Raw genomic sequence first — 24240 nt, 5'->3', positions numbered from 1 at the left:
ACGGATAGTGGGGGTGAGACACGGCGTGGCGGAGCGCTTACGCCTGGCGCAGGCGGACTCCGGCGAGCAGCCGTGGCGGGCATGGGGCCCCTACGTGGCGGAGCGCGCGTGGGGCACGGTCCGGGAGGATTACAGCGAGCACGGGACGGCGTGGGACTACTTTCCCCATGACCACGCGCGGTCGCGAGCCTACCGGTGGAACGACGACGGCATGGCCGGTATCTGCGACGACCGGCAGACGTTCTGTTTCGCGCTGGCTCTGTGGAACGGGCAGGACCCGATCCTCAAGGAGCGGATGTTCGGGCTCGGCGGCGACGGCGGCAACCACGGTGAGGACGCCAAGGAGTACTGGTGGTACCAGGACTCGACGCCCACGCACTCGTGGATGCGCTGGCGCTACCACTATCCGCAGGAGGCTTTCCCGTACGACCAGCTGGTCCGCGTCAACGGGCAGCGTTCCCGGGAGGAGGCGGAGTACGAGCTCGCCGACACCGGGATCTTCGACGAGGACCGCTACTGGGCGGTGACCGTCGACTACGCCAAGGCGTCCCCGAAGGACATGTGCATCGCGATCCACATCGCGAACCGCGGCCCGGAGCCGGCCACCCTGCACGTGCTGCCGACGCTGTGGTTCCGGAACACGTGGTCGTGGGGGCTGCCCAATCGCGCCGTACCGTCGATCGTCGGCCGTCCCGGCCGGCTCGCCGGGCGTCATCGCACGCTCGGGAGCATCGTCCTCGAGGGTGACGAGCGGGGCGAGCCGCTGCTCTGCGACAACGAGACCAACTCGCAGCGCCTGTGGGGCCAGCCCGGTACGACCATGTTCCCGAAGGACGGCATCAACGACTTCGTGGTTTCCGGCGCCCCTACCGTGAACCCCGCTCTGACCGGCACAAAAGGTGCACTCAGGTATAAAGTAACGCTAGGCGCCGGCGAGACTCGGACAATTCGCCTGCGGCTGGCGGCCGACGACGACCAGGTCGGTGCGCTCGACCTGGCCGACGACTGGAACGAGGTCATGCGCGCGCGGCTGGCCGAGGCCGACGAGTTCTTCGGCGACGTGATTCCGGCGGCCGCGTCGGCCGAGGAGAAGGCCGTGGCCCGGCAGGGCATCGCCGGGCTGATGTGGGGCAAGCAGTTCTACCACTTCGACGTCAAGCAGTGGCTGGCCGGCGACCCCGGCTCGGCGCCGCCACCACCGGGCCGGCGCTACGGGCGCAACAACGCCTGGTGGCACATGAACAGCTTCGACGTCATCTCCATGCCCGACCCGTGGGAGTACCCCTGGTACGCGGCCTGGGACCTGGCGTTCCACTGCGTCTCCATCGCCCGGGTCGACCCCAGCTTCGCCAAGGCCCAGCTCGTGCTGCTGCTGCGCGAGTGGTACATGCATCCCAACGGCCAGATCCCCGCCTACGAGTGGGCGTTCGGCGACGTCAACCCGCCGGTGCACGCGTGGGCGGCGCTGCGCGTCTTCGAGATCGACGGCGGCCGCGACTTCGACTTCCTGGCCCGCGTCATGCACAAGCTGCTGATGAACTTCACCTGGTGGGTCAACCGCAAGGACGTCGGCGGCAACAACGTGTTCGAGGGCGGCTTCCTCGGCCTGGACAACGTCGGCCCGTTCGACCGCTCGGCCGCCCTGCCGGTGGCCGGTGTGCTCGAGCAGTCCGACGGCACGGGCTGGATGGCCATGTACGCGCTGAACCTGCTCGACATGGCGATCCGGCTCGCCCTGCACGACCGCACCTACGAGGACATGGCGACGAAGTTCTTCGAACACTTCGCCTACATCGCGGAGGCGGCCTACCGCCAGGGCTTGTGGGACGAGGAGGACTGCTTCTTCTACGACCAGCTGCGCCTGCCCGACGGCCACAAGCTGCCGTTGAAGGTGCGCTCCATCGTCGGCCTGCTCCCGCTGGCCGCGACCACCCGGATCACGAAGGCCACGCTGGACCGGCTGCCCGAGCTGAGCGCCCGCCTGCGCTGGCTGCGCGCGTCACAGGGCGAGATGGCCGACGTGATCAGCGCCCGCCGCCTCTCCCCCGAGGGCCGCCAGCAACGCCTGCTGGCGATGGTCGGCCAGGACCAGCTGCTGCGCGTCCTGGGCCGCATGCTCGACCCGGAGGAATTCCTTTCCCCGTACGGGATCAGGACCCTCTCCCGATCGCATCTGGAGAAGCCCTTCACCGTGTCGCTCGGCGGCTCCGACTTCACGGTGGGCTACGAGCCGGCGGAAAGCACGAGCGGCCTGTTCGGCGGCAACTCCAACTGGCGCGGCCCCATCTGGATGCCGGTCAACTATCTGCTCATCGAGGCCCTTCGTGAGTACGCGGGTTTCTTCGGCCACGACATCAAGGCGGAGTACCCGACCGGCTCGCAACAGAAGGAACCGCTGGCCGACATCGCCGACGACATCTCGCGGCGGCTGATCGCCCTGTTCCTGCCGGACGAGAACGGCCACCGCCCGATCTACGGCGCCTCCGAACTCCTGCAGACCCACCCGGATTGGAAGGATTTGATCGTCTTCCCGGAGTACTTCCACGGCGACAACGGGGCCGGCCTCGGCGCGTGGCATCAGACCGGCTGGACCGCCCTGGTCGTCGACCTGATCCTGACGCTGCGCCGCTGATCCGGCCGTCCCATAATTGCCGGATGCTCGACGACGATCTGCGCCGGACGCTGGCCGGCCAGGCTCGGCTGGCGGCGCTGCGGCACACCGGCCTCGGCGCGGCCGCCGACGAGGCGTTCGACCGGTTCGCTGAGATCGTTCGCCGCACGCTGCACGTGCCGGTCGCCCTGGTGTCCCTGGTCAGCGACGACCGGCAGGTCTTCCCGGGCGCCTGCGGGCTGGGCCAGCCGTGGGCGCGGGAACGGCAGACCCCGCTGTCGCACTCCTTCTGCCAGCACGTGGTGGCCACCCGCGAGCCGCTGGTGGTCGTCGACGCCCGCGCCGACCCCCTGGTCCGCGACAGCCTCGCCGTCGACGACCTGGGCGTGGTCGGCTACGCGGGAATGCCGCTGACCGACGCCGACGGGCAGGTGCTCGGCTCCCTGTGCGCCATCGACCACGAGCCCCGGCACTGGACCGAGGCCGAGCTGTCCCTGCTCGCCGACCTGGCCGCCACATGCTCCGACGCCCTGCGGGCACGGATCGCCCGGTACGCGGCCGAGACCGTGGCCGGCCGGACCCGGCTGCTGCTGCACGCCAGCGCGGCCCTGGCCGACGCCGACAGCGTCGACAAGGTGGTCGACGCGGTGCGGGAACTGGTGACGGGCACACTCGACCCGGCGTACGTCGGAGTCTCCCTGCTCGCCGAGGGCGAACAGGTGGCGCTGGCGTCGAAGAGGCTGCTGCCGTCCGTTCAGGCCGACCGATGGGCGCTCTACCCGGACGGGACGCGCACCCCGTCGGCGCTGGCCGCGCGGACCGGCCGGCCGGTGCTGCTGCCCAACCTGGCGGCGGTCGCGGCGACGGCGCCGGACGCGCTGAGCACGTTCGAGGAACTGGGCTGGCAGTCGGCGGCCAGCGTGCCGCTGCCCGGGGCGACCGGCCCGGCCGGGGCGCTGACGTTCGTCTGGCGCCAGCCGAACATCCTGGACTCCGGCGAGCAGGCAGTGCTGACCGCGCTGGCCGGTTTCGTGGTGCAGGCGCTGACCCGCGCCGACGTGCTGGCGGACCGGCGGGCGGCGGCCGCGGTGATGCAGAAGGCGCTGCTCAGCCCGCTGCCGCACCACCCGACGCTGAGGGTGGCGGCCCGGTACGCCCCCGCCCACCACGAGGACCACGTGGGCGGCGACTGGTACGACGCGCTGGCCCTCGAAGGGAACCGCCTGGTGCTGGTCATGGGCGACGTCACCGGCCACAGCGTCACCGCGGCGGCGGCGATGAGCCAGTACCGCAGCATGCTGCGCACCCTGGTCATCGACCGGCACGAGCCACCGTCGGCGGTGCTGCGCCGGCTGGAGCACACCCGCCGGGTGGCGGGCCTGGAGAACCTGGCCACGGTGCTGCTGGCCTACCTGGAGCCGGACCCCGCCGGCGGACATCAGCTGACCTGGGCCAACGCCGGCCACCCGGCACCCGTCGTGCTGCTGGACGGCCGAGCCGTCTCGCTGGGCGAACACGACCCGCTGATCGGCGCGGTCCGCCGCGTCTCCCGCCGCAACCAGACCTGCCACCTGCCACCGGGCGCGATCGTGATGCTCTACACCGACGGCCTGGTCGAAAGCCGCACAGCCACCATCGACGACGGCATCGCCCGCGTCCACCGCCTCCTGGCCGGCCACACCACCACCGACATCGACGCCCTGGCCGACCTGGTCCTCCACCACGCCGAAGCCACAGCCCCCGACGACGACGTGGCGCTGCTGCTGGTCGCCACCCCCCGGGACCCCACCGTCTGACACCGCGTCACGACGCGCGCCCTCGGCGGCGGCTCCCGACGGCCCAGCTCACGAGCCAGGCGATCGCACCACAGATCGCGCCGACGGCCAGGCCGGTGAAGAGGCTGCTGACCGTTATGGCACCGCGCAGCAGAACCGACCCGCCGTCCCACAGCAGGTTGTGAACGACGGCCAGGGCAACCCCGTAGGCGCCGCCCACGGCCAGCAGGGAAAGAAAGGGATTCGCCGACCAGCGAACGGCCACGGCGACCCACACGAGCAGCGGGACGAAGACCAGCACCGCGTTGACTCCGGTCCTCTCGTGGATCAGGTCGAGATCGTGCAACACCGCCCGCGGGGCGGCCGCCAGGCCGAGCAGAACGATCACCCAGGGACGCAGACCGAGTCTCATGCGGCGACCATAGGGCCGGCCCCACGCCACGACTTCCCGCCGAGGGCGGCCGCGAATGTCGCTTCTGAGCGTACGAAGAACCTTTTAGCATCGGGATGTGAGACGAGACGCGGCACTCGCGGTCGGGGTGGCGGCCGTGCTGGCCGTGGTGGTCTCGGCCGGCCAGGGTGGACAGAACACTCCCGGCGCCTACGTGTGGGCCGTGGCGCTGGGCGCCCTGATGCTGCGCCGGCGGGCTCATCCGCGGCTCGTCCTCGCGCTCACCGTGTTCGGGCTGTTCGCGTACTACACCGCCGGCTATCCGGCGATCGGCGTCGCCGTGCCGGTGGCCGCCGCCCTCTACTCGGCGGCCGAGGCCGGGCATCGCCGTTCGGCCGCCGCGGCCGCGGTCATCGCCCTGAGCGTGTCGGCGGTCTTCCGGATCCTCGACGGGCAGAACGAGAAGTACGTGCTGCTCTACGACATGACGGGGCACGTCGCGCTGGCCGTCGCCGCCATCGCGCTGGGCGAACTGGTCCGGGCACGGCGCCGGATCGGCGAGCTCACCGAGCGGCAGATCGCGCTGGCCGCCGAGCACCGGCTGGCCGCGCACAAGCAGGAACTCTCCCGTGAGCTGCACGACTCGATCGGTCACACGCTGACCGTGGCGGCGATCCACGCCGGCGTCGCCCGGCAGGAGGACCGCCGAGATCCGGCCGCCGCGTCACGGGCTCTCGACCAGGTCACCGCCTCGATCTCGGAGGCGCTGACGTCGCTTCGGGCGGCACCCTGACCGCCGGCTGGCGGGTCGAGGCGACGATCCCCCACGACGCGCCATGACCGGTGACGGGGTGGCGCGGGTGGTGCTCGCCGACGACCAGGCGATCGTGCGGGCCGGGTTGACCGTGCTTCTCCAGGGTGGTGCCGGCGAGCGGATCGCCGTGGTCGGTGAGGCCTCCGACGGGGCTCAGGTGGTGGGGCTGACCCGCCGTACGAGACCCGACGTGGTCCTGATGGACGTGCGGATGCCGGGCGTCGGCGGGGTGGCCGCCACGAGGGCCCTCCGGGCTGATCCCGGGTGTGCCGGCGTGGCCGTGCTGATGCTCACCACGTTCGACACGGACGCCGAGGTGCACACCTTCGGGCGGGCCGTCGCCGAGGCGCTGATCGAGATCGCGGTCGTGGTGCTCTTCGGTGCGGCTCTCACCCACCTGCTGCAGCGGGCGGCGCGGCTGCGGGCCGAAGAGGCGCCAAGCAGCTCGATTTTCTGCGCCGGCTGGCCGCCGTGCACAGTCAGGTGGCTCTCTCGCAACGGCTCATGAGGGCTCACCGGTCCGGGCAGACCTACGTCGAGCGGCACCGCGAGCTGATGAGGACGGTTCCCCCGCTCGAAGAGATCGACATGGATCTACGGGCCGCCGTGGGACTCTTCGGCGACGACCAGCACTCGATCAGGGCCAACGTCAACAAGATCACCGCCTATCTCGCCGACGGCGGGGACGAGTACGAGGCCCGCCACACGCGACGAACGGCCTCCCGGAACTGCCGGCCATCGTGGACGCGGGACTTCATCGCGGGCGGCCGGGATTTCAGAGACGGCTACCAGACTCCGCTCACCGACGCGAAGGCCGCCATGCGCGAGCGTTGAGGCACCGGATCAAGTAGCCGACCAGCTCCCGGTCATCCATCGGCCCATCATGGCGTCCGTGAGGTCGCCGCACGCGGCGGGGATGTCAAGAGCTGCGGGACGGCTACGACCGTCTAGGACGACCAGACGCGAGTGGGAGGGTGCACATGTCGCGCAACACGGAGACGGTTGAGGAGTACCTCGAGGGGTTTCGCCGGGGGGATCACCAGCGGATCCTGTCGTGTCTCACCGATGACATCGAGTGGACGGTGTTCGGGGCGTTCCGGCTGAGCGGGAAGGCCGCCTACGACGCGGCCATCGAGGGGCCGGGCTTTGCCGGGCCGCCGCGGCTCGAGGTGGTACGGATGGTGGAGCAGGGTGACACCGTGATGGCCGAGCTGAGCGGGTCGGCGACGCGCGACACCGGTGCGGTCGTGCGCATGTCGATGGCCGAGGTGTTCCGGATGCGGGACGGGAAGATTTGTGAGCGGCGGGCCTGGGTGATCGAGCTCAAAGAGAACGATCATCGTTGAGGAATTGTCCGAAAGTACTAGCGGAATTGCTTTGCGGAAACGACACGCCGTCCTGACTATCACTTCCCATCGGTTAAAAAGCGCAAACCTGGGAATTGTCTGAAAATGACGAAGGCCGCACCCGTCGCCGGGGTGCGGCCTTCGTCGTGCAACGAGATTACCGGTGGCCGTGCGGGCGGCTCGGGCCGTGGCCGTGCTGGTGGCCCCGCATGTCCTTGCTCACCTTCAGCGCGACCCAGCCACGCTTGAAGCCGCGCTGCACGCGGTCGCAGTCGAACCGGTCCCACTTGTCGTGGAACTGGCCGATGCGGCCGACCTTCCAGCACTGGCTCTGCGTGCGGTAGAAGCCGACAAGGCGGTCGCCGCGGGGGCTCCGGTGGTCGCTGGCCTGCGCGGCCGCGCCACCCTGGGCCGGGCCGGCGAGGGCGACGGCGGCGGGGGCGACGCCCATGGTCAGGCCGGCGGCCAGGGCCACACCGGTCATCGTGATCTTGCGCGTGACCTTATTCATGACAACTGCCTTTCTCTCTCATCAAGCGGTGCCTGATGGAAAGAATGTTAGGAGGCACGCTGCATTTTCCACGCGCAGAAACACAACCACGAAAGAGTGAATGATTTCCGTACGGCAAGCGATGGATATAAAAGATCATTTGGAATCGTCGCGCAGGTACATATACCAGTACGAGGTGGCGACGAAGACGACCGCTCCGACGAGGTTGCCGGCGCCGGCGAACAGCCAGTTGCGCAGGGTGTCGTCCCAGCCGAGGCCGGGCACGCCGGCGAAGATCGCGGCCGGCAGGAAGAACATGTTGGCCACGACGTGGTCGAAGCCCATCGCCACGAAGGCCATGATTGGGAAGAAGATCACCAGGATCTTGCCGGAGAGCGTGTCGGCGGCGAGCGACATCCAGACGGCCAGGCAGACCAGCCAGTTGCAGCCGACGGCCCGCAGGAAGATCTGCCAGTTGCTCTCGTGCATCCCCTTGGCCTCGGCGATGCCGGCCAGCCGTTCGTAGGCCATGCCGCCCGAGGTGCCGGCGTCGGTGCCGACGTCGCCGATCACGCCGCTCTGCACGGCGAGGAAGTACGCCACGAACAGCGCCCCGGCCAGGTTGCCGACCAGCACGAGCGTCAGGTTGCGGGCGACGTCCCCCGTGGTGAGCCGGCCCCGCATGGCGCTCATCGGCACCAGCATCATGTTGCCGGTCAGCAGGTGTGAACCGGCGACCAGGACGAGCACGAGCCCGAGGGTGAACGCGGCCCCGGTGAACAGGGTCGGCAGGCTGCCCCACAGCCGCGGGTCCAGACCGGACGACACCGCGATGGCGACCAGCCCGCCGAAGGCGATGTAGGCGCCGGCCAGGAAGGACCCGACCAGGGTCTTGTCCCACCTGAGCTCGGCCTTCTTGACGCCGGTGGCCACCGCCGCCTCGGCGATCTCCGGGGGTTCCTTCGCGGCCATCACACCACTCCCGCCTGCCGACTCGCGGACAGAGAGATACCCGCCGATGGGGCGGTTACTCAGCCCAGCCAGCCGGGACGGATCAGACCGGCCTCGTACGCGTAGACGACCAGCTGCGCGCGGTCCCGGGCCCCCAGTTTGATCATCGTGCGGCTGACGTGGGTCTTGGCCGTGGCCGGGCTGATCACCAGGCGGGCCGCGATCTCGTCGTTCGACAGCCCCTCGGCGACCAGGACGAGCACTTCGCGCTCGCGGTCGGTGAGCTGGTCGAGCGCGGCCGGTGGCACGGCCTGGCGCCCGCGGTGACCGGCGGTGAACTCGCCGATCACCCGGCGGGTCACGCTCGGCGAGAGCAGCGCGTCACCGGCGGCGACGGCGCGCACCGCGCGGATCAGCTCGACCGGCTCGGTGTCCTTGACCAGGAAACCGGACGCGCCCGCGCGGAGCGCCTCGAAGACGTACTCGTCAAGCTCGAAGGTGGTCAGAATGACCACCCGCACCTCGGCCAGCTCGGGCTCGGCGGCGATGCGGCGGGTCGCCTCCAAGCCGTCGACACCGGGCATGCGGATGTCCATGAGGACGACGTCGGGCCGGGTCTGCCGGGCCAGTTTCACCGCCTCGAGCCCGTCGGCCGCCTCACCGACGATCTGGATGCCGGGTTCCGCGTTGAGCAGCGCGCGGAAGCCGGCCCGGACGAGAAGCTGGTCGTCCGCCAGCAGCACCGAGATCATCTAGCACTCCTCTGGAATGGGCGCGGCCATGGGCGCGGCGGCCGGGGACGGCAGCAGCACGGAGACGAGGTAGCCGCCGTCGACCGGGCCGGCCTCCAGCTGACCGCCCAGGCTCTCGGCCCGGGCCCGCATCCCGGCGATCCCCGTCCCGGCATGCGCTTCCCCGGTCTCGCCGGCGTCCCGGGGCGCGGTGGTGGTGCCGTCGTTGCGGATGCCGAGGTGCAGGGTGGTGGGCAGGTAGTCGACGCTGATCCGGGCGGTGGCGGCCGGGCCGGCGTGGCGGCGGACGTTGGTCAGGGCCTCCTGGACGATGCGGTAGGCGGCGCGGTCGACCTCCGGCGGCAGGTCGCGCGGCTCGCCGGTCACCTTGGTCTCGACCGGAAGGCCGGCGTCCGCCGTCAGGTCCTCCAGGCGGCTCAGGCCCAGCGCGGGCTGGCGCGGGGCGGCCTCGTCCTCGGTGCGCAGCACATCGAGGACCGCGCGCACCTCACGCAGCGCCTCGGCGCTGGCCGTCTTGATCGCGGCGAGCGCCTCGCGGGCCTGTTCGGGCTGACGTTCCATCAGGTGCAGGCCGACGCCGGCCTGCACGTTGATCAGCGAGAGGTGGTGGCCGAGCACGTCGTGCAGCTCGCGGGCGATGCGCAGCCGTTCCTCGGAGGCCTGACGGCGTTCCTGCTCCTCGCGGGCCCGGGCCCGCTCGGCCCGCACTTTCATGATCTCGGCCATGTGCTCGGACCGGGACTTCGAGGCGCTGCCCAGGAAGATCATCAGAACCAGGCCGACGGCCAGCAGCACCGCCTGGCCCACATTGGGCCGCACGGCCGGGTTCAGGCTCAGACGCTCGGCGAAGAAGCCACAAACAAGGAGGTACGTCACGTAAGCCGTGCCACCGGCGACGCCGGCGGCCACCGGCCGGCCGTTCCGGGCGATCTGGAAGAGCGCCAGGGCCGGCGCCACCGCGTACACCCAGCTCGGCTCCGCGATCGTGCCGAAGCCGATCGAGGCGGCCGCCGCGACCGCGAACACGGTGATCGGACAGGAGCGCCGCCACAGCAGCGCGGCCGGCCCCACCACGAGCAGCATCCAGGCCCACGGCGTCAGCGGCACGAAGACCTTCCCGTCGTCGGCCAGCCCGTTCCCGCCGAGCACGTGGAACAGCACCCCGGCGATGACCGCGCCGACCCCCGGCTGCATGCGGGAGGACCGGAACCGCCCGGTCCGGTTCTCCGGCCGCCACCCCGGCCCCCGTCCAGCGCCGTCCCACCACGGGGCCGGGCTGTCGGCGGTCGGGGGCGGCGCCCACCGCTTTCTCTGCCTCACGCTGCGAACCTACCGACTTCGGCCGGGGTGGGACATCGGCGTGCGGGCGGCCGGCCCCGTGCTTCCCGGGGCGTACGGCCTGCGGTCGGGGTACTCCAGAAGTCGTACATCTCAAGAAGCGGATAACCCACACGCCGCAGGAAAGATGCTCCGGCGGGCCGACGCCGCAGGCGGCGGAAACGCCGATTCTGGTGTCACGGAAGCCACTGAGGAGGAACGGTGCAACCCAACGACACCACCAGACGGATGCGGACCTCCGACCAGGAACGCGAGCAGGTCGCCGAGATCCTGCGGGCCGCGATGGCCGAGGGCCGCCTCGACCTGACCGAGGGCGAACAGCGACTGGCCGCCTGCTACGCGGCGACGTACCGCGACGAGCTCACCCCGTTGACCGCCGATCTGCCCGGTAACGGACTGTGGGCACTCGCCGAGTCACCCGCGGTGAAGAAGGCGACACGCCGGGGCCTGCGGCGGCATGTCAACATCGTCGTGTCGGTCGCGATGATCCTGACCGGTTTGTGGATCATCTCGGGGGCGCAGTTCTTCTGGCCCGCCATCCCGCTCGCCTTCCTGGTCATGGGCCTCATCCGGCACGCTCGATGGGGCCGCTACGCCTACGCCCACCGGATCGCGCCGTGGAACGCGCCCGGCTACTCGGGGCACCCCCGGTTCCACAGTGGCCATCGAGGTTGTTGATCTTCCCTCCCCGCTCTGCCAGAGTTACCCGGCTCTGTGGGGAGGGACAACACAACATGATGGGTCCGTCGCACGCCCTTTCGGGCGCGGCCGCCTGGCTCGCCGGCAGTTGGGCACTCAGCCAATACGCCGGGTACGAGCAGTCACCGCTGGCCGTGGGCGTCGGCACGCTCGTCTGCGCGGGCGGAGCACTGCTGCCCGACCTCGACCTGTCCGGCAAGGTCACCCGGAACCAGGGTGGCGCCACGGTCGCGCGGACGTTCGGCGTGTTCTCGCTGTTCGCGGCCGAGGTGATCGAGAAGGTGTCGCTCGGCGTCTACACCGCCACCCGGCTCAGCAAGGACCCGCGCCGCAACAACGGGCACCGCACGTTCACCCACACGCTGCCGTTCGCGGCCCTGGTCGGCTGGGGCACGACGGCGCTGGCCACCCACTACGGCAAGTGGGCGGTGGTCGGCATCGTGTTCTTCATGGCCGGCCTGGCGCTGCGCGGCCTGTTCGACGAGTGGGCCGAACGCGCCGGCTGGGTCATCGTGACCCTGTGCTCGGCCGCGATCGCCTGGTTCACCGCGGCCCACCTGCCGGGCGACCGCGGCTATCCGTTACTGGGGTTCGCGGTGGCGGTCGGCTGCGTCGTGCACCTACTGGGCGACATCATCACGTCGGCCGGCGTGCCGATCCTGTGGCCGATACCGACCGGCCGCAAGCTGTGGCGGATGGTCGGCGTCCCCAACAGCATGGCGGTCAAGGTCGGCGGCAAGGTCGAGACGGTCGTTCTCCGTACGGCCTTCGTGATCGTCTCGCTCCTGTCGATCGCCGGCATCTTCGCGCCTTCCCTTTTGCACCAGCTCGAGCTGGACACGTGGGCCGACCGCGGCTAACTCATTGACAGACATCGCTATGGCTCGGATCGTCGAGCCATGCGGGCTCGCCTGGTTCTCCTCTTCTTGGCAGCGGTTCTGGCCGGCTTGGCGGCGCCGGCCGCGGCCGCCCGGACGTCACTGCGCGCCGCCGACCCGAGCGTCATCCGGGTCGGCGCGACCTACATCGGCGTGCAGTCGACGGGAGCCGGCATCGCCGTACGCCAAGGACCGTCGCCCGAGGCAGTGGCCACCGCACCGGCGCGCACGGTCTGGAGCGACACGCGCAACCTCGGCGAGGTGTGGGCGCCGGAGATCGCGCTGGACGGCGGCCGCTACTACATCCACTTCTCGGCGGGGCGCGCTGCGGCCCATCGGATGTACGTCATCAGCTCGGCGTCCGCCGCCACGGGCTACGGCGCCGAGACCCAGGTGGCGTTGCCGGACGACAAGTGGGCCATCGACGGCAGCATGTTCGTCTTCAACGGGCAGCGCTGGTTCGTCTGGTCCGGCTGGGCCGGCGACACGAACCTCGAGCAGAACATCTACCTGGCGAAGATGAGCAGCCCGTACGCGGCCACCGGCCCCCGCTACGTCGTTTCGCAGCCGCGTGAGAGCTGGGAGCGCGTCGTCGGCAACCCGTTCATCAACGAGGCCCCGGAACCGATCCGCGACCCCGACGGGCGACTGCACATCGTCTACTCGGCGAACGGCAGCTGGAGCGACCAGTACTGCCTGGCCGACCTGCGCCTGCGCGCCGGCGGCGACCCCACGTACGTCTGGGACTGGTACAAGTCGAACGGCTGCCTGTTCGGCTCGAACCGCGCCACGATGATGCCCGGCTGGGACCCGACGCTGTCCGTCGACGGCCCCGGCCACCACACGTTCGTCCTCCTGAACGGCGACATCGCCACGAGCCCACCGGCCGGCCCCCGCTTCCCGTTCGCCTACCACGCGGTCGCCAAGGGCACGCCGTACACCTGGGAGAACCGCTACTGGTACACCGGCACGTTCGTCTGGTGGGGCACCACCACGTACGCACGCGCGAACGTCCCCGGCCCGGCCACGGACACCGGCTTCAGCCTGAAGTTCTTCGAGTGACCGCACGAGGGTGGCCGTGAGCGTCCCGGCCCGGCTCGACAGCGTCCGGATGGAACGGCCCTATTTCGTAGGCAGGAGGCGGATCACGGCGGCCGGGCAGCGGTCTATCGCCTGCCGGACGGCGTCCTGGTCGGAGTCGGGTGGGGAGTCGGTCAGGAGGATGACCAGCGCCTCCTCGGCGTCCTGGTCGAAGACCGTGGGGGCGGTCATCGCGCAACTGCCCGCGCCTATGCAGTGGTCGCGGTCCACGGCCACCCTCATGTCCACGCCACCGGGAGTTCGGCCGGGCCCCGTACCACCGAGTCCTTCTTCCAACTGATTTCGTTCAGCGGGACCGCCACGCGCAGCGCCGGGACCCGGGTGGCCAAGGCCCGCAGGACCGTGGTCAGTTCCATGCGGGCTATCTGCTGGCCCACGCAGGCGTGGGCGCCGTGGCCGAAACCCAGGTGGGCGCCCGGTTTGCGGGTGATGTCGAAGTCGTCGCCGTCGGGGTGCAGGGCCGGGTCGCGGTTGGCGGCCTGGACGGCCACCACCACGTAGTCGCCGGCCTTGAGCCGCTGGCCGTTCAGGACCGTGTCCTCGGTGGCCTGGCGCAGCAGGCCCGCGCCGACCGACAGGTAGCGCACCAGTTCCTCGGTGGCCGACGCCGCCGTCGACGGGTCCGCCACCAGCTTGTCCCATTCGCCGGGGATGTTCAGGAGGGCGACCAGGCCGTACGTGATCATGGATGCGGTCGTGTCGAAGCCGGCGATCAGCAGGGCCGCGTTCATCTCGGTGAGTTCGGTGTCGGTCAGCGGGCGGTCGCTGTCGGCACTGTGCTCGATCATGCGGCTGAGCACGTCGTCGCCGGGCTGGGCGCGCCGGGTCGCGACCGCCTCGCACAGGTACGTGTAGAGCGGGGTCAGCGCCTCCCGGAGCTCGTCGGCCTTGGTCGAGGTGTCGAACAGGGCCGTCGCGGCCTGGTGCAACAGGTGGCGCTGCTCGGGCGGCACACCGATCAGCTCGGCGATCACCGCGGTGGTGACGGCCGTGGAGAACTGACTGTGCAACGGGTACGGCTGGGGTGAGGCGAGCATGCGGGTGATCGCCTCGTCGGTGATCCGCTCGACCATCGGGCGCAGCTCGGCCAGCCGGCGGGCGTGTGTCACCTGCGGGGCGAAGTTGCGCCGGATCCGGACGTGCTCGGGCCCGTCCATGCGGGTGAAGTTGTCGATCGGGCCGTCCTCCGCGTAGGAGGCGAGCACGTGCGCGGCCAGCCCGGGCCGGGTCGAGAACCGGCGGCCGTCGCCGAGGACTTCCCGCACCCCGGCGTAGTCGGAGACCAGCCAGGCGTCGAGACCGGTCGGGCAGGCCACCCGGACCATTCGCCGGCCGGCGCGCAGCTCGGTGTACTCGGGCGGCGGATCGAAGGGCCGTTCGTCCTCGGCCGGCATCGGCAGCGCGGGCAGTGACATCCGGCGTACCTCCCCGTGAGACCTACGGGGCCGACCCTACTCGACATTCATCTTGATCGATACCAGAGGCTGTGCCCGTGCGAACAGTGGAGGTCTCCGCGCCCGGCGGGACGCGGTGGGAGGTACGAGTGGTGTGGGAGCCGCGGTGGCGGGTGATGGCCCGGCGGTTCGGCGGGTGGCGGGCCAAGCGCCGCAAGGACGTCGGCCCCGGCGACGTGGTCAGCGGCGGTGCCGAGGTGAGCAGCGAGGTCGGCAGCAGCGGCGGCAACTTCAACGACGAGTTCGTCATCATCGCGATCGTCTTCTTCGCCTTCGTGCTGGCCGCGGTGCTGTTCTGGTGGGTGCTGCTCCCACTGCTGCTGATCGTCCTGGACGCGCTGATCATTCTGATCCTGCTGGCCGCCTCGGTGGTGACCCGGGTGCTGTTCCGGCGGCCCTGGATAGTCCGGGCGACCTCCAGCACCGGCGACACCACCGAGGCCGAGGTGGTCGGCTGGCGAGCGGCCCTGCGCCGCCGCGACGCGATGGCCGAGGCGCTGAGACACGGCTTGGGCTAGGGCTCGTCGCTCAGCCATCGATGGAGGGTCGACAGGCCGGGTCGCCGTGGCTCGGCGTCGAGCCGCTCGAAGACGGCCCTCAACAGGTCCGGCCGCCGGCCGGCGATTGCCCGGTCGCCCGTCGGCGTGCACAGTGCGACGGCCGCCGCGGCCCACTCCCGGTCGCCGACCGGCGACGGCAGGAGACGGAGGGCGACCGCGGACTCGCCGCGGAGGATCGCCCGTTCGGCTTCGGTCGCGTCCGCGTACCCTGTGCCGTCTCCCGCGGCCCGGCGCTCCAACAGGCCGGCCAACTCGGCCGGCGGCATCCCCGCGCCAACCACGGGCGGCCCGTAGGCGGGCCGGGTCCGCGCCGCGGACCAGGCGCGCACGAGGGCGTCGACGTCGGCGTCCCGCGGACGGTAGTGGGCCAGGCGCCACGACACCTGCGTCGCGATGGTGCTGAGCCGGATCGCCGATGGCGTCGCCTCCTCACTCCGCCAGGTGGCGAGCGTGCCGTCGAGACCACGAAAGAACCGATCGCCCTCCGAGCTGAGTTCACCCCCGTCGAGCAGTTGGCCGAGGGCGTAGCCGACGTGGTCGCGCCAGGTGAAGTAACGGGTGCCGGCATCGTCCGTACGCGATCGGCAGGCTCGCCAGAAGCCGGCTACGCCGGTGAAGGCGTAGACGCCCTGCACAAGCGCGTGGGCCGGTCTCGGGTCCGGTCGCCACGGAGCGTGATAGCGGGCAGAGCCGTCGCCGGGGCTCAGATCCGTCAGATCGAGCAGGGCGCCGAGCTTCTCGTGCTGGAACTCGTGCACCAGCAGTTCCGCGAGGGTCATCGGATCGTCCGGTATCGACATCCCGATCGCGCCGAAGCAGCCACGGACCGAGGCGCTCACCTGGGCGGCGTCCTCCGGCGTCCGCAGCGGCACCAGGGCGCGCAGAGCGATACGCATTCCCGCGGCGTGCGCCGGTTGTTCGTCCTCCAGCAGCTGCCAGGCTTCGCGTACCAGGTGGTCCAGCCGGTCCAGGGCGGCGGAGGGCAGGGGGTCGAGGGGAGCCACGGGGAAACGGTCTCGCAGCGCGTCCCCGTCGATGATCTCCAGCGAGTGGCCGGCGAGACGGACGTGGTGGACGGGACGCCATCCGGGGCGCGACTCGTCCGCGGGCACCGGCAGCTTGAGCGCGCTCCCCACGGTCAGCGTGGTGCCGTCGAACCGGACCGGCACCGAGGCGGGTCCTACGTCGGTGGCCGTACCGACCCGCGGCAGGTGCAGATCCGCTCCGGAGCAGTCGATGGTGAGCTCGAAAGGGACACCGGCGCAGACAGCGGTGGCGGCGGCCAGCGACCCGAGTTGCTCCGCCGCCCGGCCGCCGAGGACGGGCACCACCGACCCGAACCAGGCGCGCAGAAACGGGTATCGCAGAAGCTCGAGTCCGGCTGCGGGCGACACCTTTTCGGTCTCCATCACGAGATGGAGCGCGTCTCGGAGCGTGACCGGAAGGGAGTCCCACCTTTCGGCCACGGCGAGCAGGCGCAGGCGGCGCGCGGAGAGCTGCGCCTCGGTCAGCAGGGCTATGGCGTCCGGTGAGCCGCCGCCCTCGGCCAGGCTGCGGAACTGCGGGCCGGTGAGGACGTATCGGCGCATTCAGTGCTGCCTTCCGCGCGCTTCGAGCGCGTCGGCCACGCGGCCCCGGATGTGAGCGATCAGCCGATACAAGTCCCGACAGTAGACGGACGGTTGAGCGAAACCGCCGTCGGCGCCGAAACGGTGCGAATACTGGCCGCCTCCACAAGTCGTCACCACCGGGCAGATCTGACAGCCGGTGCCCAGTGTCGCGAGTCCTCGCCCGGTGGCTCGTACGGCCGGGTGGCCGGCGGCCTCGTCGAGTGAATGGTCGTGTATCGACATCCCCAGGGCGCCCAGGCCGGGAGCGGTGGTCTTGAGCGCGTCGGTCACCTCCAGGCTCCCATCGGTCTCGATGGTGATGGCGCGGGGGCCGTCCAGTCCGATCGCCTCGGTGTCGCTGGCGCCACCGAGGATCAGCATGATGATCGACTCGAAGAGCCGGACGCCGGTCTCGCGGACCGGGGCGTCGAACCATCGGTCGAAGACACGAATGAGCCATGTCGCGTACCGCGTCGACGCCGGGTCGTGGTGCGGCGGCGGGTGCACCCAGTTGGCCAGCGGAAGCAGGAGGTCGATGCTCGGTGGGCGGAGAGCCACCAGATCCTCGTACGTCCGGACCGGGTCGTTCGCCAAGTCGATGGTCAGAAGCAGCCCGGTCCAGATGTCGCCGTGCGTCTTCAGCCGGTCCAAGCCCAGCTTCACGAGGTCGAAGCTGGGGCGCCCGTCGGCGTAGCGCCGATGCCGATCGTGCGCCTCCCGGCCGCCGTCCATGCTGACGCCCACGGCGACCCGGTGCCGGTCGAAGACGCCGAGGAACTCGTCGTTGACGAGGGTGCCGTTGGTCTGCACCGAAACGTCGACCTCGGTCGCGGCGGGCACGCGGGCGCGAACCGATGTGATGACGTGCTCGATGACGGCCGGCCCGGCGAGCAGAGGCTCCCCACCGTGGAGCAGGATGAAGAGCTTTCGCAGAGCGTGGGTGGCCGCATGCTGCCCGATACGGTCGGCGAGCGCCTCGATGGTTTGCGCGCTCATCACCGTTGGACGGTCACGCCAGCTCTGATCGACGTGGTGATAGACGTAGCAGTAGTCGCACGACAGGTTGCACCGGCTGTGGACCTTGACGATGAACTGCTGGAACGGCTCCATGGCCGGCGCCGCGTCGCCGGCCGTCCGGCGCGGTGGCCCCAGGTCGACGGCGACCATGGGTTCAGGAGCGCCGCAGGGGCGCCGAGTTGAAGGCGGCCACACTGTCCTGCTCTCCGGACGAGGCGCGCTCCAGCACCCGGCGCAGGCAGTGATCCAGGGCGGTGTCACCGCGCTTCCTCAAGGCCAGGAGTTCGTCGAGCGGCATGTCAGCCACGCGGACGAGCCGGGTCTCGATGGAGTGGGCGGAAGGTGGCGTCATCGCTTCTCGCTTTCGTCGCCCGTGCCTGGACGGGGATTCGGGAACACGGGTCGCCGGTCGGTCAACCAGCTTTCCGCGAAACGCACCGCTTCGCGAATGGGGAAAAGGCGACTCGTCGCTGCGCCGACCATCCCTCGGCGTAGAGAGTCGTTCTTATGGTACGCGGCCTCGTACGCGACTCCCAGATCACCGAAATCGTGATCATCGAGCCCGATCGTTTCGTATCGTACCCACTCCCGTCCGTTTCCGGTGCGCATGACGGCCGTCAGTTCCACGACGGAAGGGTGTTCCCGGCGCGACTCCGCGAGGTGGAATGCGGTGCATTTCTCGTAACCGACGCCGAGGAGCAGCGCCTTCGCGCCGGCGCGCTCCAGCGCCCCCAGGGGCGAGCCGTCGCCGAGCATCGATTCGAGCTCGTGCCCGGCCATCAGCTCCTCCGCAGCCGATCCGACGGCGGCGAACGAGGTCAGCGGGTGCCCGCTCCGGCAGGCGCCCGGCCATGTCCGGACGCGCTCGGCAATGACGCCCATGGTGGCGCTGGGCGTCAGAAGCGGCTCGAAAGCGGGAAGGTGATCACGGATCGTGTCCCACCACTCGGACGGGACCGCTTCGTGCGACCAGCGCGCGGGGTCACGGTGGCCGGGCGTCTGCGCCGGCACGACGACAGTCCCACCTGGACCGACGGCGTCGAGCAGGGCCTGAACCACAGCCGTGGCGCCGCCGCACACCCAGCCGATGGCACGTAGCGAGCTGTGCACCAGCAGGACGTCGCCGGCCCGGACACCGAGCGACATGAATTCGCGCGTGAGTGATTCACGTGTCCTCAGCGGTGTGCCGGGAGCGATCATCTAAAACTCCTTCTCAGGAGGAACAGGCTTGTTCTCGCACTTCACGGCGAGGCCTTTATTGTCGTTTACCGGGCCGGCGCGGCGCCCGGTTCTGTCATCTCCCCGCACAAGTTGACGACTATTGGCATCTGGCCTTCCAATGGACTTCGGAGAAGCTGGCGCAACTTGACAGTTCTTGGCATCCGGTGCTGACGAACGGGAGTCTGATGGTGGCGAGGGCACCTAAGCCGGGCATCGTCGGCGACGGCCCGTTGGGTGATCTTCTCCGCGGCCTGCACGAGCTCCACCGCGCCGCCGGGAAGCCGGGCGCACGCCGGATCAGCGCGGCGATCCGGGACCGGGGCGATATGCCGGACACCGTCAGCCACGAGACGATCGGCGCCATGTTGCGCGGCAGCGGCCTGCCGAAATGGGTCAAAGTCGAGTGTGTCGTCCGGCAACTCGCCGACTGGTCGGTGACCGGGCACGACGCCGATCAGGAGATCCGGCGCTTCCATCAGCTCTGGCTGGCGGCGGACGACGGCCCGGCCCCGGACCTGCCGGCCCGCGTACGGAACGACTTCGTCGCCTCGCACCGGCCGGCGCCGCCGGCCGTTCCGCCGGTCGCCTCCGGCGCGGTGGTGAACAACGTGCCCGGCCCGGCCCCTCACTTCACCGGCCGGCAGGAACTGCTCACGCAGATGAGGGCGGTGCTCACCGGTCCCGCCCGGATGCCGATGTCGCTGGTGGGGCTCGGCGGTGTGGGTAAGACGCAGCTCGCGCTGCAGTACGTCGCCCGGTGGGCGGCCGAGTACGACGTGCTCTGGTGGGTGCCCGCCGAGCAGCCGTCGCAGGCGATCGCGGCTCTGGCCGCCCTCGGCGACCAGTTGGGGATCATTCCGGCCAACGACATGCGGCAGACCGTCCGGGACGTGCTCACCGCGCTCGAGGAGAGCGCGCTGCGCTGGCTGTTGATCTACGACAACGCCGACCAGCCGGCGGACCTCGCCTCGTTCGTCCCGGCGGTCGGTGGCCAGGTGATCATCACATCGCGCAACTACGCCTGGGCGTCCGCCGCGGGTACCCCGTTCAGTGTGGGCGTCTTCTCCCGGCCGGAGAGCATCGCCTTCATGCGCGAGTGGGGTGTCACCGCCCCCGCCGACGATTGCGACATGCTGGCCGGTCAGCTCGGCGACCTCCCGCTCGCCGTCGACCAGGTCTGTGCGATGCAGGCCGCGACGGGCATGCCGCTCGGGGAATATCTGAGGTTGTTCGCCGAGCACTTGGAGGAGTTGCTGGCGGCGGGGCTCCGGCCCGGGTCGCGCACCACGACGGTGACCACGTTCGTGAGTGTCGCGGCGGGGCGGCTGCGGGCGGAGTCCGTCGCGGCGGCTCAGCTGCTGGAGGTTCTGGCGTTCATGGCACCGCTCCCGGTGTCGCTGTCCCTGTTGCACCGGGGCCGGGACGCCGACGTGACGCTCCCTCTGGGCCGGGTGCTGTACCGCACAGATGATCTGAGGAAGCAGGCGGAGCATCTGGGCCGGTACGGTCTCGTCCAGCTGGGCGGCGACGGCGAACAGATCCAGATGCATCGGCTGGTGCAGCTGATGGTGCGGGACGGTCTCAGCGAAAGGGACGCCGGCCTGCGCCGGCTGGACGTTCATCGCCTCCTGGCCGCCGCCGATCCCCGGGATCCCGACGACTCACGCACCTGGACCCAGCACGGTGAGATCGGCCCGCACCTGATCTCGTCCGGCGCCCTGCGTTCCGCGGACATCGCCGCGCGGGCGGCTGTCCTCGATCAGATCCGCTATCTGGAACGGATCGGTGACTTCGAGGCCTCAGCGGAGCTGGGACGCTCCGCCGTCGAGGTGTGGCGGGCCGATCCGGCCGACGGCGGGCTGGGCCCGGAGCACAAGCTCACCGTCCGGGCCACCCGCCATCTCGCGAACGCGTTGCGATCGCTCGGCTCGTACGACGAGTCCCGCGGCATGATCGTCGAGCTGCTGAAAGTGCTGCGGGCCAGCGGGGAGTTCGGCCCCGATCATCCCGACACCCTGGCCACCGCCCGGGTCCTCGCTTTCTATCTGAGGCTGGCGGGAGAGTACCGGCAGGCCCTCGACGAGGATCGCCGCACGGCCGAGGTGCTTCGCCGGCTGCACGGCCCGCAGGACACGCGGACGACGGACGCGGTCGGCAACCTCACCATCAACCTGAGACTGCTGGGCGATCCGGGTGCGGCGCTGGAGCTCGACGAGAAGCTGGTCGGCACGCTGAGCCGAAGTATCGGGGCGGAGGACGAGCGCACCCGCGTGGCCGTGCGCAACCAGGTCTGGGACCTGCTCGGGCTGGCCCGGTTCGATGCGGCGGTCGACCTGCAACGTCAGCACATGAGCAGGCGCAACGCCGGCGACATCGCCCTGGCCCGGCGGGCGGTCGCCGTCGGGCTGCGCGAGTCGGGACGGTTCGGCGAGGCCCTGCAGACGTCGGCCGACGACTATCGGACCTGCCAGAGCCGGTACGGGCCCGATCACCACCTGACCCTGGCGTCGATCATGACCTACGCCAACACGTTGCGGGCCGTCGGCGACGCGCTCGGCGCTCGGCGATTGGCTACCGAAGCGCTCGATCGCTATCGGCGGCTGTTCGGGCCGCGGAACCCGTTGACGCTCGCCGCCTCGACGAACCTGGCCGTCGTCCTGCGGGCGCTGGGACAGTGGCGGGAGGCGTACAACATCGACGAGCTGACGTACGAGCAGACCGCGCGGACCCTGGGACCGGACCATCCCCACACCCTGATCACCGCGATCGGGCTGGCCAACGATCTGGCGCACCATCACCTCGAGAAGGACGCCGTCGACCTGGGCGAGGCGACGGTGGAGCGCTTTCTGCGGGTACGGGGTGAGGAGCACCCGGAGACCTGGGTCTGCGCCGCCAATCTCGCGCTCGATCGGGGAGAGTCACGGCGGGAGGCCGCCGGCCGGCTCGCGGGGCTGCTGGGTGACGAGCACCCCGACGCGCGGGCCGCCCTCGCCGGAAGGCGGCTGGAATGCGACATCGAGCCGCCGCCCACCTAGGGGCCGAGGCGACGTGCCTGTGGGGGCCAGATGACCTCGACCTGCTTGCCCAGTTCACGGGCCCGGGCCACGGTGTGAGCGGTACCGCCCTGTCCGCCGGCGTCGGTGCCGTCCCAGACCGCAACCAAGACCTCGCAGCCACGCAGCACGCGTTCGCTCGCCTCCGCGTAGCGGGCCTCCACCGGGCCGGGGCCGACCTGCGAGACCCGGTGGGCCCGTCTCAGCAGGCGCCGGGTGCGGCGCCGGTTGCCGGGCGGCCCGGGCAGGATCACCTCGAGCATGCCGTCGAGGTCGCTGACCGCCCGGGCGAACAGGCTGTCGGCCCCGTCGGCCAGGCAGGTGATGCCGTACAGGTGATCATGGACGCGCAGCTGCCCGGCCAGATAGCTTCGCAGCGCCAGGTAGATCGGGCGGCTGGACTCGCGGCTCAGCCGGATGTGGCCGGTGACTCCGACGCGCAGCGCCCGCTCGCCCATCACCTCTCCGTCCGTCACACCAGGTGTGCCGTGCGGGCGTGCTGAGGGCCGGCGAGGCGTACCACCTGGAATCCGGCGTCGGCCAGCACGGTCGGCAGGTCGCGCACCGCGGCGCGGTTCTTCTCCCGGCGTTCGTCGGGCAGGTCGGCCCAGTCGAGCAGATACGGCGTCAGTTTCGCCCGGGGATCGCGGGCCGGGCCGTAGCGCCAGCCGGCCGCCCGCGCCTCCCGGGCCCAGCGCGCCTGCTCGGCCCGCGCCAGCAGCTCCACCTCGTCCTCGGTGAGGGCGAAGTCGCCGGAGCCGCTGCGGGCCACGATGGTGCAGCCGATGGCGCCGAGCTTGGCGCCGATGGAATCCGCCTGCGACCGGTTGGAGGCGCGGCGCTCCTCGTCCAGCCGGTCCCACTCCACGAGGGCGGCCGGGTCGGTGGGCTCGTCGGGAAGCTCCCGGCAGGCGATCAGGTACCGCTCGTGGATCAGGCGGGCCAGGCGCTCCACGAGGTCCTCGGCGATGAGCGCGGGATCGCAGGCGGCGGCGTGCTTCGGGAACAGCTTGATCTTGCCGTGGACCTGGTCGAGCAGCCGCCGGCCGTGCTCGTCGCCGAACGCGTCGGTCAGCCCGGCCAGCCGGTCGACCGGCACCAGCACCGTTCCGGCGACGCGATGCCACAACTCGTACGTGGTCAGCGCCAGGTCCAGGCCGTACTCCTCGTCCCGATAGCAGAGATAGGCGTCGTCGTAGACCAGCTCCGGCCGCCCGGCGAGCACGGACGGGACGTCGGTCTCGTACGCCGTGATCTCGCAGGCGTCGTCGAGGATCCGGTAACGTCCGCGCAGCGCGGCCAGCGTGTCGCCCGCGCCGGGCCGGACGAAGTCGACAGCGATCCGCGTGTCGCCGCCGGGGCGCCGCAGCCGCCAGCCCCGGGCGAGTGAGACCAGCAGCGCCCGGGCGAACGGCGCGTCGCCGGCGATCAGCAGTCTCGGCGCATGCCCGCCGACCGGCTCCGGCGGCCGCTCCGTGAGCAGCACCTGCACCGCGAGCTGGTCGAGGTTGAAGAAGTCGAGCCTCAGGTTGGGGGCGGCGTCGACTCCCAGGCGCCGGGCCTGCAGGGCTACGGCCCGTTCCGGATCGTGAATCTGCGCGTACACGGTCGCCCGTCCGGACTGGTTGTCGATGACCCGGCCGGCCGCGGCCGCGATGGCCACGTTGGTGGCGCTGTCATCCGTGCAGGCGTAGATGACAGTGGCGTGGGCGACGCCGGCGCCGCGGAGGATGTCCGGGTCGGTGGCATCGCCGGTGACGCTCAGCAGATGGTCGCGGCGGGACGCCAGCGGGCCGCTCGGAAGGGTGCGGATGAGCACCGTCCGGCGCTGCGCTGTCGCGAGATTACGGGCCAGGGTGGCCGCGGCGGTCGAGTCGCCGCAGACGATGGCGTGCCCGCGGGCGCTCCGGGCCCGGAGCCGGCCGAACTCGGCCGACAGCAGCAGCCGGGCCGCCTCGGCGAGGGCGAACAGCGTCACGGCAGGCGCGGCGAAGCGGGCGATCTGGAGAGTCGGCGGCAGGGCGGTGGCTTCCTGCAGCGGGTCGGCGCCGAGCACGAACAGCTGAAGGTCGAAGTAGGCGATGTTGAGGAAGGTCCGTCCCGGCAGACCCTGCTCGACGAAGTAACGGTCGAGGCCCAGGTAGCCCAGAATGAGCGCCGCGAAAGCCAGAGCCACAAA

At 70.8% G+C, this 24240-nt stretch carries 24 protein-coding genes; 11 read left to right on the top strand and 13 right to left on the bottom strand.

The features are described from left to right. Positions 1–13: 13 nt before the first annotated feature. Positions 14–2632 carry a glucosidase gene (locus AB0C26_RS42150; protein ID WP_360259741.1) on the top strand — a complete coding sequence of 873 codons (2619 nt, stop codon included), beginning with the start codon at positions 14–16 and terminating at the stop codon, positions 2630–2632. A 23-nt stretch (positions 2633–2655) separates the two neighbouring features. Further along, positions 2656–4407, top strand: coding sequence for a SpoIIE family protein phosphatase (locus AB0C26_RS42145; RefSeq protein WP_360259739.1), 1752 nt, complete (start codon positions 2656–2658; stop codon positions 4405–4407). Positions 4408–4414: 7 nt separating this feature from the next. Here AB0C26_RS42145 and AB0C26_RS42140 read toward each other — a convergent pair whose 3' ends face one another. Next, positions 4415–4798, bottom strand: coding sequence for a hypothetical protein (locus AB0C26_RS42140; protein ID WP_360259737.1), 384 nt, complete (start codon positions 4796–4798; stop codon positions 4415–4417). A gap of 97 nt (positions 4799–4895) precedes the next feature. Here AB0C26_RS42140 and AB0C26_RS42135 point away from each other — a divergent pair, with 97 nt between their 5' ends. The 4 genes from AB0C26_RS42135 (at position 4896) to AB0C26_RS42120 (ending at position 6937) form a co-directional block, all read left to right on the top strand. Continuing rightward, positions 4896–5570 carry a histidine kinase dimerization/phosphoacceptor domain-containing protein gene (locus AB0C26_RS42135; RefSeq protein ID WP_360259735.1) on the top strand — a complete coding sequence of 225 codons (675 nt, stop codon included), beginning with the start codon at positions 4896–4898 and terminating at the stop codon, positions 5568–5570. A gap of 43 nt (positions 5571–5613) precedes the next feature. Further along, on the top strand, positions 5614–6099 hold the full coding sequence (locus tag AB0C26_RS42130) for a response regulator transcription factor (RefSeq protein WP_360259733.1): 486 nt from the start codon (positions 5614–5616) through the stop codon (positions 6097–6099). Then, positions 6096–6425: a hypothetical protein gene (locus AB0C26_RS42125; protein WP_360259731.1), complete on the top strand. Its 330-nt coding sequence runs from the start codon at positions 6096–6098 to the stop codon at positions 6423–6425. Before AB0C26_RS42130 ends, AB0C26_RS42125 begins: the two co-directional genes overlap by 4 nt. A 146-nt stretch (positions 6426–6571) precedes the next feature. Further along, the gene (locus tag AB0C26_RS42120; protein ID WP_360259729.1) at positions 6572–6937 is read left to right on the top strand and encodes a nuclear transport factor 2 family protein; all 366 of its coding nucleotides are present in this window, start codon (positions 6572–6574) and stop codon (positions 6935–6937) included. A gap of 157 nt (positions 6938–7094) precedes the next feature. Here AB0C26_RS42120 and AB0C26_RS42115 read toward each other — a convergent pair whose 3' ends face one another. The 4 genes from AB0C26_RS42115 to AB0C26_RS42100 form a co-directional block, all read right to left on the bottom strand. After that, positions 7095–7448, bottom strand: coding sequence for a hypothetical protein (locus AB0C26_RS42115; RefSeq protein ID WP_360259727.1), 354 nt, complete (start codon positions 7446–7448; stop codon positions 7095–7097). A gap of 135 nt (positions 7449–7583) precedes the next feature. Beyond that, positions 7584–8399: a formate/nitrite transporter family protein gene (locus AB0C26_RS42110; RefSeq protein WP_360259725.1), complete on the bottom strand. Its 816-nt coding sequence runs from the start codon at positions 8397–8399 to the stop codon at positions 7584–7586. 59 nt (positions 8400–8458) lie between these two features. Continuing rightward, the gene (locus AB0C26_RS42105; RefSeq protein ID WP_360259723.1) at positions 8459–9130 is read right to left on the bottom strand and encodes a response regulator transcription factor; all 672 of its coding nucleotides are present in this window, start codon (positions 9128–9130) and stop codon (positions 8459–8461) included. Beyond that, positions 9131–10450, bottom strand: a complete 1320-nt coding sequence (locus tag AB0C26_RS42100; protein WP_360259720.1) for a histidine kinase — start codon at positions 10448–10450, stop codon at positions 9131–9133. A 219-nt stretch (positions 10451–10669) separates the two neighbouring features. Between AB0C26_RS42100 and AB0C26_RS42095 the strand changes: the two genes are divergently transcribed. Genes AB0C26_RS42095 through AB0C26_RS42085 form a run of 3 tightly spaced genes read left to right on the top strand, consistent with a single transcriptional unit; the run spans position 10670 to position 13107 of the window. After that, positions 10670–11146: a DUF1707 domain-containing protein gene (locus tag AB0C26_RS42095; protein WP_360259718.1), complete on the top strand. Its 477-nt coding sequence runs from the start codon at positions 10670–10672 to the stop codon at positions 11144–11146. 56 nt (positions 11147–11202) lie between these two features. Beyond that, positions 11203–12027, top strand: coding sequence for a metal-dependent hydrolase (locus tag AB0C26_RS42090; protein ID WP_360259716.1), 825 nt, complete (start codon positions 11203–11205; stop codon positions 12025–12027). Between the two features lie 39 nt (positions 12028–12066). Then, positions 12067–13107, top strand: coding sequence for a glycoside hydrolase family 43 protein (locus AB0C26_RS42085; RefSeq protein WP_360259714.1), 1041 nt, complete (start codon positions 12067–12069; stop codon positions 13105–13107). 60 nt (positions 13108–13167) lie between these two features. Here AB0C26_RS42085 and AB0C26_RS42080 read toward each other — a convergent pair whose 3' ends face one another. Beyond that, positions 13168–13368, bottom strand: coding sequence for a ferredoxin (locus tag AB0C26_RS42080; protein ID WP_360259711.1), 201 nt, complete (start codon positions 13366–13368; stop codon positions 13168–13170). Continuing rightward, entirely contained in the window at positions 13365–14561 is a 1197-nt protein-coding gene (locus AB0C26_RS42075; protein WP_360259709.1) for a cytochrome P450, read from the bottom strand. The genes AB0C26_RS42080 and AB0C26_RS42075 overlap by 4 nt, the downstream gene beginning before the upstream one ends. Before the next feature lie 77 nt (positions 14562–14638). Between AB0C26_RS42075 and AB0C26_RS42070 the strand changes: the two genes are divergently transcribed. Beyond that, positions 14639–15118: a hypothetical protein gene (locus AB0C26_RS42070; protein ID WP_360259706.1), complete on the top strand. Its 480-nt coding sequence runs from the start codon at positions 14639–14641 to the stop codon at positions 15116–15118. Here AB0C26_RS42070 and AB0C26_RS42065 read toward each other — a convergent pair. The 4 genes from AB0C26_RS42065 to AB0C26_RS42050 are packed head-to-tail and all read right to left on the bottom strand — an operon-like array spanning position 15115 to position 18987. Further along, positions 15115–16749, bottom strand: coding sequence for an aKG-HExxH-type peptide beta-hydroxylase (locus tag AB0C26_RS42065; protein WP_360259704.1), 1635 nt, complete (start codon positions 16747–16749; stop codon positions 15115–15117). The two genes, AB0C26_RS42070 and AB0C26_RS42065, sit on opposite strands and share 4 nt — an antisense overlap. Next, a complete protein-coding gene (locus tag AB0C26_RS42060; RefSeq protein WP_360259702.1) occupies positions 16750–17937 on the bottom strand; it encodes an FxsB family cyclophane-forming radical SAM/SPASM peptide maturase in 1188 nt (395 codons plus the stop codon). 4 nt (positions 17938–17941) lie between these two features. Further along, the gene (locus AB0C26_RS42055) at positions 17942–18139 is read right to left on the bottom strand and encodes an FXSXX-COOH protein (RefSeq protein ID WP_360259700.1); all 198 of its coding nucleotides are present in this window, start codon (positions 18137–18139) and stop codon (positions 17942–17944) included. Continuing rightward, positions 18136–18987 (bottom strand): AAC(3) family N-acetyltransferase, encoded by an 852-nt coding sequence (locus AB0C26_RS42050; protein WP_360259698.1) that lies wholly within the window; start codon positions 18985–18987, stop codon positions 18136–18138. The genes AB0C26_RS42055 and AB0C26_RS42050 overlap by 4 nt, the downstream gene beginning before the upstream one ends. 209 nt (positions 18988–19196) lie before the next feature. On the opposite strand from AB0C26_RS42050, the gene fxsT reads away from it, so the two are divergent. After that, on the top strand, positions 19197–22043 hold the full coding sequence (gene fxsT / locus AB0C26_RS42045) for an FxSxx-COOH system tetratricopeptide repeat protein (RefSeq protein WP_360259696.1): 2847 nt from the start codon (positions 19197–19199) through the stop codon (positions 22041–22043). On the opposite strand, the gene AB0C26_RS42040 is transcribed toward fxsT, so the two are convergent. Next, positions 22040–22519, bottom strand: coding sequence for a hypothetical protein (locus AB0C26_RS42040; RefSeq protein WP_360259693.1), 480 nt, complete (start codon positions 22517–22519; stop codon positions 22040–22042). The genes fxsT and AB0C26_RS42040 overlap by 4 nt on opposite strands. 14 nt (positions 22520–22533) lie before the next feature. Further along, complete coding sequence (locus AB0C26_RS42035) at positions 22534–24237, bottom strand: NAD-binding protein (protein ID WP_360259691.1); 1704 nt, start codon at positions 24235–24237, stop codon at positions 22534–22536. Positions 24238–24240 lie beyond the last annotated feature (3 nt).

Source organism: Actinoplanes sp. NPDC048796, assembly GCF_040650035.1.
Taxonomy (GTDB): domain Bacteria; phylum Actinomycetota; class Actinomycetes; order Mycobacteriales; family Micromonosporaceae; genus Actinoplanes.
The sequence above is the reverse complement of the archived record's forward strand: the minus strand, read 5'-3'. Positions and strand labels throughout refer to the sequence as shown.

What these genes read in the sequence shown, in the direction of transcription:
- AB0C26_RS42065 (WP_360259704.1), bottom strand. Translation starts at nt 16,749, where the DNA reads ATGCGCCGATACGTCCTCACCGGCCCGCAGTTCCGCAGCCTGGCCGAG.
- AB0C26_RS42110 (WP_360259725.1), bottom strand. Translation starts at nt 8,399, where the DNA reads ATGGCCGCGAAGGAACCCCCGGAGATCGCCGAGGCGGCGGTGGCCACC.
- AB0C26_RS42060 (WP_360259702.1), bottom strand. Translation starts at nt 17,937, where the DNA reads ATGGTCGCCGTCGACCTGGGGCCACCGCGCCGGACGGCCGGCGACGCG.
- AB0C26_RS42085 (WP_360259714.1), top strand. Translation starts at nt 12,067, where the DNA reads ATGCGGGCTCGCCTGGTTCTCCTCTTCTTGGCAGCGGTTCTGGCCGGC.
- AB0C26_RS42115 (WP_360259727.1), bottom strand. Translation starts at nt 7,448, where the DNA reads ATGAATAAGGTCACGCGCAAGATCACGATGACCGGTGTGGCCCTGGCC.
- AB0C26_RS42055 (WP_360259700.1), bottom strand. Translation starts at nt 18,139, where the DNA reads ATGACGCCACCTTCCGCCCACTCCATCGAGACCCGGCTCGTCCGCGTG.
- AB0C26_RS42145 (WP_360259739.1), top strand. Translation starts at nt 2,656, where the DNA reads ATGCTCGACGACGATCTGCGCCGGACGCTGGCCGGCCAGGCTCGGCTG.
- AB0C26_RS42120 (WP_360259729.1), top strand. Translation starts at nt 6,572, where the DNA reads ATGTCGCGCAACACGGAGACGGTTGAGGAGTACCTCGAGGGGTTTCGC.
- AB0C26_RS42125 (WP_360259731.1), top strand. Translation starts at nt 6,096, where the DNA reads ATGAGGGCTCACCGGTCCGGGCAGACCTACGTCGAGCGGCACCGCGAG.
- AB0C26_RS42140 (WP_360259737.1), bottom strand. Translation starts at nt 4,798, where the DNA reads ATGAGACTCGGTCTGCGTCCCTGGGTGATCGTTCTGCTCGGCCTGGCG.
- AB0C26_RS42080 (WP_360259711.1), bottom strand. Translation starts at nt 13,368, where the DNA reads ATGAGGGTGGCCGTGGACCGCGACCACTGCATAGGCGCGGGCAGTTGC.
- AB0C26_RS42040 (WP_360259693.1), bottom strand. Translation starts at nt 22,519, where the DNA reads ATGGGCGAGCGGGCGCTGCGCGTCGGAGTCACCGGCCACATCCGGCTG.
- AB0C26_RS42130 (WP_360259733.1), top strand. Translation starts at nt 5,614, where the DNA reads ATGACCGGTGACGGGGTGGCGCGGGTGGTGCTCGCCGACGACCAGGCG.
- AB0C26_RS42090 (WP_360259716.1), top strand. Translation starts at nt 11,203, where the DNA reads ATGATGGGTCCGTCGCACGCCCTTTCGGGCGCGGCCGCCTGGCTCGCC.
- AB0C26_RS42105 (WP_360259723.1), bottom strand. Translation starts at nt 9,130, where the DNA reads ATGATCTCGGTGCTGCTGGCGGACGACCAGCTTCTCGTCCGGGCCGGC.
- AB0C26_RS42050 (WP_360259698.1), bottom strand. Translation starts at nt 18,987, where the DNA reads ATGATCGCTCCCGGCACACCGCTGAGGACACGTGAATCACTCACGCGC.
- AB0C26_RS42075 (WP_360259709.1), bottom strand. Translation starts at nt 14,561, where the DNA reads ATGTCACTGCCCGCGCTGCCGATGCCGGCCGAGGACGAACGGCCCTTC.